Source organism: Neobacillus sp. PS3-12, assembly GCF_030915385.1.
Classification (GTDB): domain Bacteria; phylum Bacillota; class Bacilli; order Bacillales; family Cytobacillaceae; genus JAEVLT01.
Map to the genome: position 1 here is coordinate 848,237 of NZ_CP133268.1, position 12,604 is coordinate 860,840.

Here is a 12,604-nt window from a genome sequence, read left to right on the forward strand (position 1 = left end):
CATGATCACAGTTTTCTGTCATGTTCAAAAAAAAATCACATAATATTAACTGATGTTAATTAAGGGAGGGCTTCTATGAATACTCATCATAAAGTGTATCATCCTTTTGTCAGTCCTTTCGATCCCTGTGTCCCTATGAAGGTTAAAACCTATTCTACTCCACCGCACCTTTATATGGGGTTTCAGCCGCCCAATCTTCCGCAATTTACTCCTGCAGAGGCTCTTAGAGCCGGAACTTTATGGAAACCATTATACGATCCATACTTTAATCCAACTCAACGTATAGAGGGGGATTCTCAACCATGAGACAACTTCCTGCCGAATATTATCAAATGTTGGAACAACTTCAGGCAGTTGATTTTGTATTAGTTGAACTCACATTATATTTAGATACCCATCCATCCGATATGGATGCAATCAACCAATTTAACCAGTTTGCGAAGGAAAGAAGACAATTAAAAAAGGCATTTGAAAAGGAGTTTGGCCCATTATTACAGTATGGAAATAGTTATTCATCATATCCATGGAATTGGGCAGAAACTCCATGGCCTTGGCAGGTTTAAAATGGAGGGAGGCACAAATCATGTGGATTTATGAAAAGAAACTCCAGTATCCAGTTCGGGTAAGCACCTGTAATCCGACATTAGCAAAATTTTTAATCGAACAATACGGCGGTGCTGATGGAGAGTTAGCAGCAGCCTTAAGATACTTAAATCAACGATATACTATTCCCGATAAGGTGATTGGATTGCTTACTGACATCGGAACTGAAGAATTTGCCCATCTAGAAATGATTGCAACAATGGTGTACAAATTAACAAAGGATGCCACTCCTGAGCAGCTTAAAGCTGCAGGACTGGGTGAACATTACGCTAATAATGATAGTGCTTTATTTTATCATAATGCTGCAGGTGTACCTTGGACAGCTACCTATATCCAGGCAAAGGGAGATCCCATTGCTGACCTATATGAGGATATTGCCGCTGAAGAAAAGGCAAGGGCCACCTATCAATGGCTTATTAATCTAAGTGATGACCCTGACCTTAATGACGGTCTGTGTTTTTTACGAGAACGAGAGATTGTTCATTCGCAGCGGTTCCGTGAGGCAGTGGAAATTTTAAAAGAAGAACAGAATCAGAAAAAAGTATTCTAGGAAGAGAAGCAGCTTACGACTGCTTCTTACTTTTTTTCATGGTACAAGTTGATATCGTAATTTTTTTTCATCATTTCAAAGACTAGATGGCGATTTTTCCATGCATCCTCCTTACGCCAAAGATCTTTGGAACGGTCAACTATTTCACAGCGAAGATCATGAAATTCCTTTTCAGCTTTTTCCTTTTTTCCTTTTAGTAAATTCATATATCCATACATTCCGACCGTTGCCGCAAGAAACGTTAAGTTATTTGTGTCATTAACAAAAGCCGAAAACATTGCGGCAAAAGAATAAGAGTAGTTTGAAGCAATGGTGAAGTACAAATATAAAAAGAAAAGTGAAACGATCGAGATCGTTACCCAAATCGTTGCCGTATGACGCTTTTTATACAATTCAAACTTTCTTTTTCTCTTAACCACATTTTCAAGAATTTGCTTAGTTGCCGGATCCGTTTTATCATCAAGTAATTTTATTGGCGATTCCATTTTCGTCACCTCATTTCATTTTTATGTTTATGAACTTGTCCTTAAAAATATGAAAAAAACCGATCACTATTTGATCGGTTGGCTGTCTTGATTATTTCCTCTGATGATTAGGCAATTATTTGCCACCATTTGACTTTTCAACGTTAATAGTTTCATAGCCTTTTGCCGGAACTGAAGTTTTTAACGTTCCAATGTGCTTATTTCCTAGATAAGTATAGATACTAAATATGGTTATTGGCAAAAGTATAAAGAAAAAGACTAATAAACGAAGTAAAGGAAATTTCAATTTCAGTTTTGTTTTCTTTTTCTTATGACGATGCAATTCGCTTCTCGGCGGTAGTGCTGACTCTACGTGCTCAGGGTCTTTATATTTTTCAATTCTTTGTTTTAGTTTGTCAGCTTGATCGCGGTATGGTTCTTCTTTACCCATGGAACAACCCTTCTTTGTATTTAATCTTTGTTTGTATTTTTCCATTTTATTTGGATTCCAGAAAAAAAATCGATGACAAAATGCATAACAATTGTAACTGCCAGATTATCCGTCCAAGCAAATATAAAACCAATCAAAAAGCTTAGTAAAACAATATTAATAAACAAGAACCAATTAAAAAGGTAGCGATAATGAACTACAGCAAATATAATGCACGACAGAATCAGACCCATTTTGGTTTGAATGATCCCACGAAAGAGCATCTCTTCACTAAATGCCACAAAAAGTGTCATAACAAAAATATGGAAAACAGACTGATGGCGAAAGATCCTTTCATTTAATCCTCCATCGTCGTAATAAGAACTTGGCAACCATTTTGTAAACAGAAAATCAATAATAACGACCATTAATCCAGCGCTCAATCCAATCGTAACAATATGGATATCCACCAAATTAAATTGCTGCCAATACGTGAATCCCTCAAATAAAAATAGGCTTAATCCCAAGGATAGTACTAACAAGATTATTTGGGTCAGGTAAAGGTGGCGAATTAATTCTTTATCTGTTAGTTCATTAATCATTTCACTATAATTATTTTTCATATTTTATACTCACACTAAAAGAATTTTCGCTAAATAATCAATCCAATTTTCTTGACTCATTTCAGAAAAATTCCTCTTACCGTTTATTTTATAATTTGAAAGCTCAACCCCACAATGATCACAACAATTTTCTACAACATTTAAGTTAGTCTTTTCTTCAAAGTAATTAAAAATAAAATTGCGTCTGCAACCATTGGACTCCATCCATTTTTTCACCAGAAAGAGGTTTTCGTACTTAACCTTATTTCTTTTTAAAACATAATCCTTGATGTTTTCCTTTATTCTCTCAAGATCTTCAATCTGTTCATTAAGATTCCCTGAAAATTCCTTCATGATCCGCCATTGTGTTTCTGTAAATCCTCCTAATGACATTAAGTTTTCATCTAGTATCAAGGAATTTCCATTTATCCCTATGCGGCTAAATAACCAATCAATTTGTTTCATTGTTGGCAATTCCCTTTCTATAAGCAATAATGGCAGTTGCTCATCTCCTGGACAATGTAATAATACCGCAATACTGGGGTTCCCATCTCTCCCTGCCCTTCCAATTTCTTGAAGGTAGGATTCAATTTGCAATGGCATATGGTAATGAATAATAAACCTTATATTTTCTTTGTTAACACCCATTCCAAAAGCAGAAGTAGCACAAATAATGTCTAATTGCCCCTGAATAAATTGCTGTTGAATTAAAACTCTTTGCTCCTGATCCACTCCGCCATGGTAAGCCATGATATTTTTAATTCCATTTTCCTTAAGTAGTAAGGCTGTTTGTTCTGCCGCTTTTTTACTAGAAAAGTAAATGATACCTGGAGGCTGAAGATTATTCACCAACTCAATTAGTTGACTTTGCTTTTCCTGGTAATCTGCAAACTGTTTCATATATAGAGCAATATTTGGACGATCAACAGATGACACAATCTTTTTTACGTTCACTAAACCGAGGGAAGAAATAATATCTTCTCGTACTTGGTTAGTAGCAGTCGCTGTTAAGCCTAATGTTAAAGGGTTTCCTAGACTTTTTCTAATTTCCCCTAATTTTAAATATTCAGGACGAAAATCATACCCCCACTGTGAGATGCAGTGTGCCTCATCAATTACAAATAATGAAATATTGATAGTCTTTAAAATTTGAAGCAGGCTTTTTACATGCAGCATTTCTGGAGATAAAAATATAAACTTATATTTTTTTATATTGTGAAGGACATTTTTTTTCTCATCATATGTTAAAAATGAGTTTATCGCAATAACCCGTTTTTCCCCAAAACTCATCATTTGTTCTACTTGGTCCTGCATAAGTGATAATAACGGAGAAACGATAATAATAGCTCCCTCAAATATATAACCGAGAAGTTGATAGCAAAGGGATTTACCTGTTCCTGTCGGGAGCATAGCAAGTGTATGGTTCCCTTCTAAAATAGATGTAATTACTTCCTTTTGTCCTGGCTTAAAGGAATTGTATCCAAAATATTTTTTTAACAGTTGTTCTAATTCCATTATCTTACCCCATGTTTAGCTAAAACTAAGCGAATTTCAAAGTAATTAGCCGCTGAAACCTCATTTTTAATTAACTTTAATTGCTTAGATGCTGTTTTTTCGGCTGCTGTTATAATTCTTTTTTGTTTTTGCTGATCAACAAAATTATCGATAGAAAAATCCACCATATTTAAGGCAATCTCAACAATATGGTCTTCAATTGTACTTGTTTTTAACTGTCTGTATTCAGCAACTTCCTCAAGAGAATATCCCCTTTTCAGCATCTCGTATGTTTTATAGGAGGAATTCGTCATCACTATTTTCTCATTTAAATTCTCAAGAATGGCATAAAGAAAGGGGAACTGGTTTTTATCTGTGGATATTTTTTCAATTAAGTAATGAAGTATATTTAAAAATTCAAGCTGGTACTGCTCAATGGTCATATTGAGCATTTCTGCAATCTGTATTGAGGTCTGCCCTATCCTTTTAAAACCTGTAAGCCGAAAAATAAGAATAGACGGGTTAAGACGATTATCGACTTGCAGACAAGCTGCTAACTCTTCATATAATTCTATGCCAAATTGGTTTCTTCCCAATTTGGTCTTTTGAAAAAAAGATTTAACCCAGCTATGCGTCTCCTTATTTTTCTGGATCGGGATATAGTTTGTTTCTTTATTTACAAGGTTTGAAACTACTTGCACAAGCAATGATAACCTTTCCCAGAAACGCAAATCCTTTTGATGAAATTTCAACCCATTTAGATAAATTGGTGCAGGAAATTGGGTGCAGAGCTGTAAAAGGTATTCCTCTCCTGCTTTAGTTAATCCATAACGCTGGTCCCCACAAGAAATAACCCATTGTTGTTCTGATTGTTTATTAATTACAGCTTCAAGAGAGTCACGCGTAATAGAGGAATATACTCCAAAGTAAGGAGTTAATTGAAAAAGGTGCGCATCTTGAATCGTTTGTGAAGTTTTCTTTCCTTTTAAGAGATGATAAATGGAATATATAGTTCTTTCGCCATTAAGACTTTTTAAGCAATCAAGAACAACCCTGTCAAAATACGACATTCCACCCACCACCTTTAAGCAATGTTTAATCTTATTTTAACATGAAACTCTTACTCAAGTTTGTTAAAAATGTGGAATTGTGCCGAATCTAATCGATATCCTTGAATTATGACGTAATTTCCTATTGAAAAGTTGGCGATTCAGTTTTACAATAGGTATGTGAAATGGTTTCCATACTTAATTGTGGGAAGCAAGAAAGCACTATATTTGTTTAATTATACTGGGAGGTATTTTTTCATGGCAAAGTACACTATTGTTGACCAAGAAACTTGCATTGCTTGTGGAGCATGCGGCGCAGCAGCACCAGATATTTATGATTATAATGATGAAGGCATCGCATTCGTAACACTTGATGAAAACGCAGGAATCGTTGAAATTCCTGATGTTTTAATTGATGATATGATGGATGCATTTGAAGGCTGCCCAACTGATTCAATTAAAGTTGCTGATGAGCCATTTGATGGCAACCCAACTAAATTTGAATAATAATTTTTAATTATACAGTTAAGCTAATATACCCTCTCAGTATGAGAGGGTTTTTTATATTTGGAATTGCTTAAAAAAAACCGCTGATCATTTCATCTGCGGCATAGAAAGTTTACTTTTTAGGGATAATCAATATTTGTTCTGTTTTGATTAAATCTGAATGAAGATGATTAGCTCTTCTTAGTTCCTCAACGGCAATATTACGGATCCGTGAAATCGAAGATAGTGTATCTCCCTGTTTTACAACGTATGTATGTTCTGAATTATTTCTTATGGTTATTTGGTGATTTAATGTTTTTTCATCCTGCACACCGTAACGTGTACTTGCCTCCAAGACATTCTCTCCATGGTTTACCACCCCAGCTTGTACTACTTCGCCCAATCGTTTTTCCCCCAAAAGTCCTTCAGGGTCTAAAGCAAACTTTTTCTCATATGTCCATTCATTTTGATGCGTTTCAAAATGAAGATGGACACCTGTAGCTTGCCCGGACCTTCCCATTTTTCCGATTGTATCTCCTTTTCGTATCTGCTGACCAGATGTTACGAGTCTTTCATTTAAGTGAGCATAGACCGTAACATAATTACTTGGGTGGTGAATAAAAATTACATTTCCGTAGCTATCTGAATAATAGGATTTTTCTACTACACCATCATCAACTGCAAAAATGGGAGAATTTAATTTCCCAGCAATGTCGACTCCTTTATGTTTTCCTTGTCTTGTGCCAAAAGTATCTGAAATTATGCCATCCGCAGGCCATATCCATTCTTCTTTCAGATCACTTGAGTTAACCATGCTGGCTTGGGAGTGTTTGGCTCCTAAAAATAACAACCCGACACAAAGTGCCATAATTCCAGCAATCAAAAACCTTTTTATGTAGTCTCGCATTTTGATCCTCCTTGTTTTATCCTTCCTTTTTTCACCATATGTAGGCTTTTTTCTATTTAGAACATCAGAGCAGATAAGTTGCCAAGCATACTTGTTATAATTTGGAGTTTTTTGCGATTTTATTCATATTTTTCGTTCTCAAAATAAAGAAAACTCGCCGATTGGCGAGCCCCAAAGGGCGAAGACAGAGGCGTAGTTGCACTTATGCGACGTAGGAAAGTGTAAATTTTGAAAAAAATTTACACTTTCCTATTAGCTAAAAAACCCACCCAAATTATTGGATGAGTTTGAAGATATGAAATCCTTTTTTCTATGTTTCTCGTGAAACAAAAACAATCGGCAAATTTATTGTCATTCTTTCTATTTTCGCGGAAGGAAAAAGGAAAATGTCGTACCTTGGCCAAGCTTACTTTGAACTGAAATTTGTCCCCGATGGGCATCAATAATATTCTTGGCGATTGCCAGTCCCAATCCTGTTCCAGACCTTCCTCTTGTCCTTGCTTTGTCTGCTTTATAAAAACGTTCAAACACAAAAGGTAAATCTTCTTCAGGTATCCCTGACCCGGAGTCCTTAACTTCCATATGGATGCCCTTTTCGTCACGTATAATCGTTACTGCAACATACCCGCCCTTTGGAGTGTGTCTAATTGCATTATCAATTAAATTTGTAAGGACCTGCTCAATACGATCTGGATCAAATGAAAAATGGGTAATTTCTTCACTTATATTTGCACTAATATTAATTTCATTTTCCTTGGCAATCCCTTGGAATTTTCGAATAATCCGATTAATAAAAGAACTAAGATCTACTTCTTCAATGGTGAGTTGAATATGGCCTGCTTCCATCCTCGCAAGATCCAATAATTCATTTACTAAACGGCCCATTCTCAAAGATTCGTCATAAATGACTTTAGCCATTTCTTTTTTCTCTTCCTCAGTCTCAGCAACATCATCAACGATTGCTTCACTATACCCTTGAAGCATGGAAATAGGCGTCCTTAGTTCATGTGAAACATTGGCAATAAAATCTTTTCGAAGCTTATCCAATTTCCGTTCTTCCGTCATATTCCTAACAACGGCGACGGCACCACGAATAAATTGATTGCTGTAGAGTGGGCTTACTAAAATGACCCAGTGCTGCCCTTGTAAAGATATTTCTCCTATTTGGTCTTTTTCTGTATCAACTGCTTGTTTAAACAGTTCCATAACTTTTGAAGGGATCGATTCAGTGTCTGAGCTAAAACCACCCTTTTCATAATACCAATATTGGAGAAATCGATCGGCTGGCGGATTTGTAATTAAAATGGTTCCATCCCGATTAAAAGTGATTACACCATCTGCCATACTGCTTAAAATGCTTGCCAGTTGTTCTTTTTCTTGACTTAATGCATTCATATTAAACTTTAGCTGTCTTCCCATTTGGTTAAAGGCTGTCGCCAATTCCCCAATTTCATCATGGGTGAGGATCGGAACTTTTGTGTCAAACTTTCCTCTTGCCACTTCAAATGCTGCTTCGCGCATTTTTCGAAGTGGTGCAGCAATTCTCGTTGACAGAAAGAAAGCAAAGATTGTTGTTAAGATGATTGCAACGCCAGCAACAAGAAGAATAAATTTTGTTGTAGATTGCGATGTTTCTTTTACTACGTTTAATGATTGATAAATAAAAACGGCTCCATTTTTATTACCTGACAGATGAAGCGGAACACCTACTATGGAGTAACTGTCGTCACTTTGCTTTGTTGAGAGAGTTGAAACCTTTTCAACTTTTGTATGTCCATCGAAAACCTTCGATAATTCTTTATCTTTTTGTATAGCAGAAAACGTTAGTTTCTTTTTATCAACAGTATTAGGAGAATAGTAGATTTCACTTTTATCTTTAACAATCACTACTCTAGTCACATCATCCAAAATTTCCCATGATATTTCTAAACCAAGTTGAAAATTACTATTTCCATGTTCTTCTAAAACGTTTGAAATTTTCTCGGCTGTTTTTGTTAAATCTTTTTTTGTTTCGACAATATTATAGTTATCAAAGTATTCTAGCAACATAACAGTCAGGATAAAAAGAACAAATGAAACTAATAAAAGGATGGTAAACCAAAGTTTACCTACTACACTTCGTATTAAAATCATTCATTTACTACCTCAAATTTGTAACCCACACCCCAAACTGTTACGATCATTCTTGCTGCCTGCTCAGATACTTTGTTTAGCTTTTCACGAAGACGTTTTACATGTGTATCAACTGTACGTAAATCTCCAAAGAATTCATAATGCCAAACCTCTTTTAGGAGCTGTTCACGATCAAAAACTTTATCTGGAGCCTTTGCTAAGAAATAAAGCAATTCGTATTCTTTTGGAGTTAAACTGACTTCTTTAGCATCGGCTGTTACTCTATGTGCATCATTATCAATTGTTAAATGGGGAAAAACAATTACATCCTTTGTCGTCGTATCTGTTTGTAAATAGCTTGTTTGGGATGACCTTCGGAGTAATGCTTTTACACGCAAAACCACTTCTCTTGGACTGAATGGTTTAACGATATAATCATCCGTACCTACTTCAAAACCTTGAACGCGGTTTACTTCTTCCCCTTTTGCTGTAAGCATAATGACTGGAGTTGCTTTCTTTTCTCGAAGTTCTCGGCAAACTTCAATTCCATCTTTTCCAGGCATCATTAAATCGAGCAAAATAACATCGTAGTCATTTGCATATGCCTTCGATAGGGCTTCATTTCCATCCTCTGCTTCATCAATGGAATATTCCTCACGTTCTAGATACATTTTTAATAAACGGCGGATTCTTTCCTCGTCATCTACAACTAAAATTTTCACGTCTTTTTCCATTAATAAATCACCTCATGGTGTTATTTTACAAAATGGTGTCCAATTTTGCTATGCTTTCAGTAAAAGCAGTTGAAATATGTACTAAAAATGTTCACAAAAATGAAAAAAAATTACCTATTTTTACTATATATATTGAAAAATTAGTACTAGTTACTTGCATTTTTTATTAAAATAATTTTTCTCCCATAAAAAAATGATAAATACTTTCTAAGCTGTGGTAAAAAGTCCCCACTTTTTAATAGTGAGGACTATAGTTAATATTTGCAAAGTGACTAAAAAGTATAACATTCTATAGGTGAGATTTGAGAAATCACTCTATTTCAGACTAGTTACTTTAGGATCCTGCATAGGAATGTAATCCTGCAATGACTAAATTAACAGCAATTAAATTAAACATAATAATAACAAATCCGATTACTGCCAGCCATGCAGATTTTTCTCCATGCCAGCCTTTTGAAAGCCGAAGATGTAAAAAAGCAGCATAAAATAACCAGGTAATTAATGCCCAAACCTCTTTGGGGTCCCAACCCCAAAATCTTGTCCAAGCAATCTGCGCCCAAATCATGGCAAAAATCAAAGCTCCTAAGGTAAAAACTGGAAAGCCAATTAACACAGAACGATAACTTATTTCATCGACCAAATCTAGTTTTATATTTCTTACAAATGGTTGCAGTGCAGCAGCGATTCGTTTCCTTAACACAAGTCGAATTAGCGAATATACTAACAATCCACTGAAAAATGACCAAATGACTGTATTCATTTTTTTTGCATTAATGATGGCTGGCACCGAGAAAAATGGCTTAAATTTATCTTTCGTGATCAATTCGCCTTCATGAGGCCCTACAAGGGCAGGCATTGTGTATTCTACCTGTGCCTGGGCTTTAGTTTTATCAATCCAATTAAATTTTTCATGATAGCCAATACCGGTAAATACCGAGGATACGAGAACAAATCCTATTGTCATGACCAACCCAAACATGACAATCTCCAGCCAAAATGTTCGGGCTCCTGCTTTTGTTTGATCAATGACTTTGACAAGATAGATTAATCCTGCGGCAAAACTTATTGAAAGAATTGCCTCGCCAATCGCAGCTGTCGTAACATGGATTTTAAGCCAGTCACTTTGCAGAGCTGGAATTAATGGGGTAATATCTCTCGGAAACATACTCGCATAGGCAATAATTAAAACTGCCACTGGCATCGTAAATAATCCTAATAGAGGAGTTCGATAAATAAAATAAACAAGAATAAAGGCTCCCACTAACGCCATGCCAAAAAAGGTGGTGAATTCAAAAAGGTTACTAACAGGTGCATGTCCAGCTGCAATCCATCTTGTAACAAAATACCCCAATTGAGAAATGAATCCGACAATTGTAAGAACTACGGCAATTTTTCCCCATCGATTCGTGCCTTCTTTTTCATTGACTCCTTTTTTATATTTAATTGCTCCTCCAAAAAACAAAGTGGCAATTAAATAAAGAATAAAGGCAATATAAAGCAGATTACTACTTAAATTCACCAAGATTACTACCCCCTTATTCACTTTTTTTCGTTTGAAGTTGATCCTCCGGCATCGTTATGTTTGTATCTCCCAAAATTGCTTCCATTTCTCTTATTATCCCGTACCAATTTTTATTGGTATGAGCAGCGACCCATGTTTCACCATCTTTCCTTTGGATCCAAATTCTGCGGTGATTCCAATAGGCTCCTTGGATCACGCCAATCATGAATATAATACCGCCTAAAATAATAACCCAAATCGTTGAGTCTTTTCTTACAGTCAAGCCTGAGACATTCTTTGTACCGATTCCTTTAAACTTCATTTTATATTCGTTATTTCCAAAAGGTTCAATTGTCTGTTTAATAGCAACGAAGCTTGATTCTCCTTTTGGTTGATCGGGAGCTTTCATTCTAAAGACAAAGGCTGGGTTATTAGGAATCCTTGATTTAGTTGTAGGTTCACCGCTTTTTGAAAATTCAAAATCCGGAAAATAGCTCAAAACCTCAACTGAATAGCCGTTACCCAAATCATATTTATCTTTGGGGTTAAATAGATTGATGGTCAAATCACCATAGGGTTGATTCGTTTGTTTGTTTATAAGTGTAAAAGACATCGTATTTAATTCGTTTAATTTATAGTCCACTTGATATAAAGAAAATCCGTTGAAACTAAGTGGATGATTGACACGAATAGGAAAATCCTCGACCTTCTTTAAAACTGGTTTTTCTCCAATAATTGTCCCTTTTGCTGCTTTATATAGCGTAACGTTCGATTGATAATTTTTGGGAATCATGCCGACTCGGTCAATAGTGGCATCAAATGCCTTATTATCCTTGTTTTTGCTGTAGTCTTGCTTGATGAACTGATTATTTTTTACAAAATATTCACCGTTGGTTTCGGGAATTACCTTTGTCTCACCTTCACGTACCCACAACACTTTATCCACATACATTCCTGGAATAAATCTAAGCATCCCGCCAATTAAAAAGATGATAAGTCCGATATGATTGACGTAGGGACCCCAACGGGAAAAACGATTTTTTTCAGCCAGTAAATCACCGTTTTCTTCTCTTACGTGGTATCTCTTTGCTTTCAAGTTTTCTTTAACCCTTATAAGATCCTCTTCATTTACATGTGTAGAAATCCCAAACAATCGTTGTCGATTTAAAAAACCTTTATGTCTTGTCACTCCTTGTGCCTTTAGGGCCTTATATAAAGGAATAACGCGGTCAAGACTACAAATTACGAGTGAGACCCCGATCAGGGCCATCAAGAGTAAATACCACCATGAACTAAATAAATTATTAAAACCGAGTTGGTAATAGATTTTTCCAAACCAGCCATACTGTTCCTGATAATATTGTTCAGCTGGCATTGTTTGCGGGATATACATTTCCTGCGGCAAAATTGTTCCAATTGCAGAGGCAACAAGGGTAATCAGGATTAACCAGACGCCCACTTTTACGGAAGAAAAGAAATTCCATACTTTATCGATAATCGTTTTATTATACGTCTGTGAGCGGCGGGCACTACCCTCATAGCGCATATCAATTACTTGACTCCCAGTCTCTTCCTCCTGAAGAATCTTACCGCATGCTTCACAAAAAGCCGTGCCATGTGGATTTACATGCCCGCATTCACATTTAACATCATTCATATTCAAAACTCCCCG

The 12,604-nt window shown here is 35.9% G+C and carries 14 protein-coding genes; 4 read left to right on the forward strand and 10 right to left on the reverse strand.

Annotated elements, in window-relative coordinates; genetic code table 11:
• The first annotated feature begins 75 nt into the window (after positions 1–75).
• Genes RCG17_RS04395 through RCG17_RS04405 form a run of 3 tightly spaced genes read left to right on the forward strand, consistent with a single transcriptional unit; the run spans position 76 to position 1,153 of the window.
• On the forward strand, positions 76–306 hold the full coding sequence (locus RCG17_RS04395; RefSeq protein WP_308174049.1) for a spore coat associated protein CotJA: 231 nt from the start codon (positions 76–78) through the stop codon (positions 304–306).
• Positions 303–563: a spore coat protein CotJB gene (locus RCG17_RS04400; protein ID WP_308174050.1), complete on the forward strand. Its 261-nt coding sequence runs from the start codon at positions 303–305 to the stop codon at positions 561–563. The genes RCG17_RS04395 and RCG17_RS04400 overlap by 4 nt, the downstream gene beginning before the upstream one ends.
• Before the next feature lie 20 nt (positions 564–583).
• The gene (locus RCG17_RS04405; RefSeq protein ID WP_308174051.1) at positions 584–1,153 is read left to right on the forward strand and encodes a manganese catalase family protein; all 570 of its coding nucleotides are present in this window, start codon (positions 584–586) and stop codon (positions 1,151–1,153) included.
• Between the two features lie 26 nt (positions 1,154–1,179).
• Here RCG17_RS04405 and RCG17_RS04410 read toward each other — a convergent pair whose 3' ends face one another.
• From RCG17_RS04410 to RCG17_RS04430, 5 genes are all read right to left on the reverse strand, one after another.
• Positions 1,180–1,638 (reverse strand): YpbF family protein, encoded by a 459-nt coding sequence (locus tag RCG17_RS04410; RefSeq protein WP_308174052.1) that lies wholly within the window; start codon positions 1,636–1,638, stop codon positions 1,180–1,182.
• Positions 1,639–1,753: 115 nt separating this feature from the next.
• A complete protein-coding gene (locus RCG17_RS04415; RefSeq protein ID WP_308174053.1) occupies positions 1,754–2,068 on the reverse strand; it encodes a hypothetical protein in 315 nt (104 codons plus the stop codon).
• A 20-nt stretch (positions 2,069–2,088) separates the two neighbouring features.
• The gene (locus RCG17_RS04420; protein WP_308174054.1) at positions 2,089–2,670 is read right to left on the reverse strand and encodes a CPBP family intramembrane glutamic endopeptidase; all 582 of its coding nucleotides are present in this window, start codon (positions 2,668–2,670) and stop codon (positions 2,089–2,091) included.
• Positions 2,671–2,679: 9 nt separating this feature from the next.
• A complete protein-coding gene (locus RCG17_RS04425; protein WP_308174055.1) occupies positions 2,680–4,164 on the reverse strand; it encodes a RecQ family ATP-dependent DNA helicase in 1,485 nt (494 codons plus the stop codon).
• The gene (locus RCG17_RS04430) at positions 4,164–5,213 is read right to left on the reverse strand and encodes a YpbB family protein (protein WP_308174056.1); all 1,050 of its coding nucleotides are present in this window, start codon (positions 5,211–5,213) and stop codon (positions 4,164–4,166) included. Before RCG17_RS04430 ends, RCG17_RS04425 begins: the two co-directional genes overlap by 1 nt.
• Before the next feature lie 237 nt (positions 5,214–5,450).
• Between RCG17_RS04430 and RCG17_RS04435 the strand changes: the two genes are divergently transcribed.
• Complete coding sequence (locus tag RCG17_RS04435) at positions 5,451–5,699, forward strand: ferredoxin (RefSeq protein WP_308174057.1); 249 nt, start codon at positions 5,451–5,453, stop codon at positions 5,697–5,699.
• A 112-nt stretch (positions 5,700–5,811) separates the two neighbouring features.
• Here RCG17_RS04435 and RCG17_RS04440 read toward each other — a convergent pair whose 3' ends face one another.
• The 5 genes from RCG17_RS04440 to RCG17_RS04460 form a co-directional block, all read right to left on the reverse strand.
• Positions 5,812–6,585 (reverse strand): peptidoglycan DD-metalloendopeptidase family protein, encoded by a 774-nt coding sequence (locus RCG17_RS04440; RefSeq protein WP_308174058.1) that lies wholly within the window; start codon positions 6,583–6,585, stop codon positions 5,812–5,814.
• Between the two features lie 360 nt (positions 6,586–6,945).
• On the reverse strand, positions 6,946–8,718 hold the full coding sequence (locus RCG17_RS04445; RefSeq protein WP_308174059.1) for an ATP-binding protein: 1,773 nt from the start codon (positions 8,716–8,718) through the stop codon (positions 6,946–6,948).
• Positions 8,715–9,431: a response regulator transcription factor gene (locus tag RCG17_RS04450; RefSeq protein ID WP_308174060.1), complete on the reverse strand. Its 717-nt coding sequence runs from the start codon at positions 9,429–9,431 to the stop codon at positions 8,715–8,717. Before RCG17_RS04450 ends, RCG17_RS04445 begins: the two co-directional genes overlap by 4 nt.
• A 334-nt stretch (positions 9,432–9,765) precedes the next feature.
• On the reverse strand, positions 9,766–10,953 hold the full coding sequence (gene ccsB / locus RCG17_RS04455; RefSeq protein WP_308174061.1) for a c-type cytochrome biogenesis protein CcsB: 1,188 nt from the start codon (positions 10,951–10,953) through the stop codon (positions 9,766–9,768).
• A 13-nt stretch (positions 10,954–10,966) separates the two neighbouring features.
• Positions 10,967–12,589 (reverse strand): cytochrome c biogenesis protein ResB, encoded by a 1,623-nt coding sequence (locus tag RCG17_RS04460; protein WP_308174062.1) that lies wholly within the window; start codon positions 12,587–12,589, stop codon positions 10,967–10,969.
• Positions 12,590–12,604 lie beyond the last annotated feature (15 nt).

Excerpts from the sequence above, each read along its gene's own strand:
- RCG17_RS04425 (WP_308174055.1), bottom strand. The coding sequence starts at position 4,164 with ATGGAATTAGAACAACTGTTAAAAAAATATTTTGGATACAATTCCTTT.
- RCG17_RS04435 (WP_308174057.1), top strand. The coding sequence starts at position 5,451 with ATGGCAAAGTACACTATTGTTGACCAAGAAACTTGCATTGCTTGTGGA.
- RCG17_RS04430 (WP_308174056.1), bottom strand. The coding sequence starts at position 5,213 with ATGTCGTATTTTGACAGGGTTGTTCTTGATTGCTTAAAAAGTCTTAAT.
- RCG17_RS04450 (WP_308174060.1), bottom strand. The coding sequence starts at position 9,431 with ATGGAAAAAGACGTGAAAATTTTAGTTGTAGATGACGAGGAAAGAATC.
- RCG17_RS04395 (WP_308174049.1), top strand. The coding sequence starts at position 76 with ATGAATACTCATCATAAAGTGTATCATCCTTTTGTCAGTCCTTTCGAT.
- RCG17_RS04440 (WP_308174058.1), bottom strand. The coding sequence starts at position 6,585 with ATGCGAGACTACATAAAAAGGTTTTTGATTGCTGGAATTATGGCACTT.
- RCG17_RS04420 (WP_308174054.1), bottom strand. The coding sequence starts at position 2,670 with ATGAAAAATAATTATAGTGAAATGATTAATGAACTAACAGATAAAGAA.
- RCG17_RS04445 (WP_308174059.1), bottom strand. The coding sequence starts at position 8,718 with ATGATTTTAATACGAAGTGTAGTAGGTAAACTTTGGTTTACCATCCTT.
- RCG17_RS04415 (WP_308174053.1), bottom strand. The coding sequence starts at position 2,068 with ATGGGTAAAGAAGAACCATACCGCGATCAAGCTGACAAACTAAAACAA.
- RCG17_RS04460 (WP_308174062.1), bottom strand. The coding sequence starts at position 12,589 with ATGAATGATGTTAAATGTGAATGCGGGCATGTAAATCCACATGGCACG.
- RCG17_RS04410 (WP_308174052.1), bottom strand. The coding sequence starts at position 1,638 with ATGGAATCGCCAATAAAATTACTTGATGATAAAACGGATCCGGCAACT.
- RCG17_RS04405 (WP_308174051.1), top strand. The coding sequence starts at position 584 with ATGTGGATTTATGAAAAGAAACTCCAGTATCCAGTTCGGGTAAGCACC.
- RCG17_RS04400 (WP_308174050.1), top strand. The coding sequence starts at position 303 with ATGAGACAACTTCCTGCCGAATATTATCAAATGTTGGAACAACTTCAG.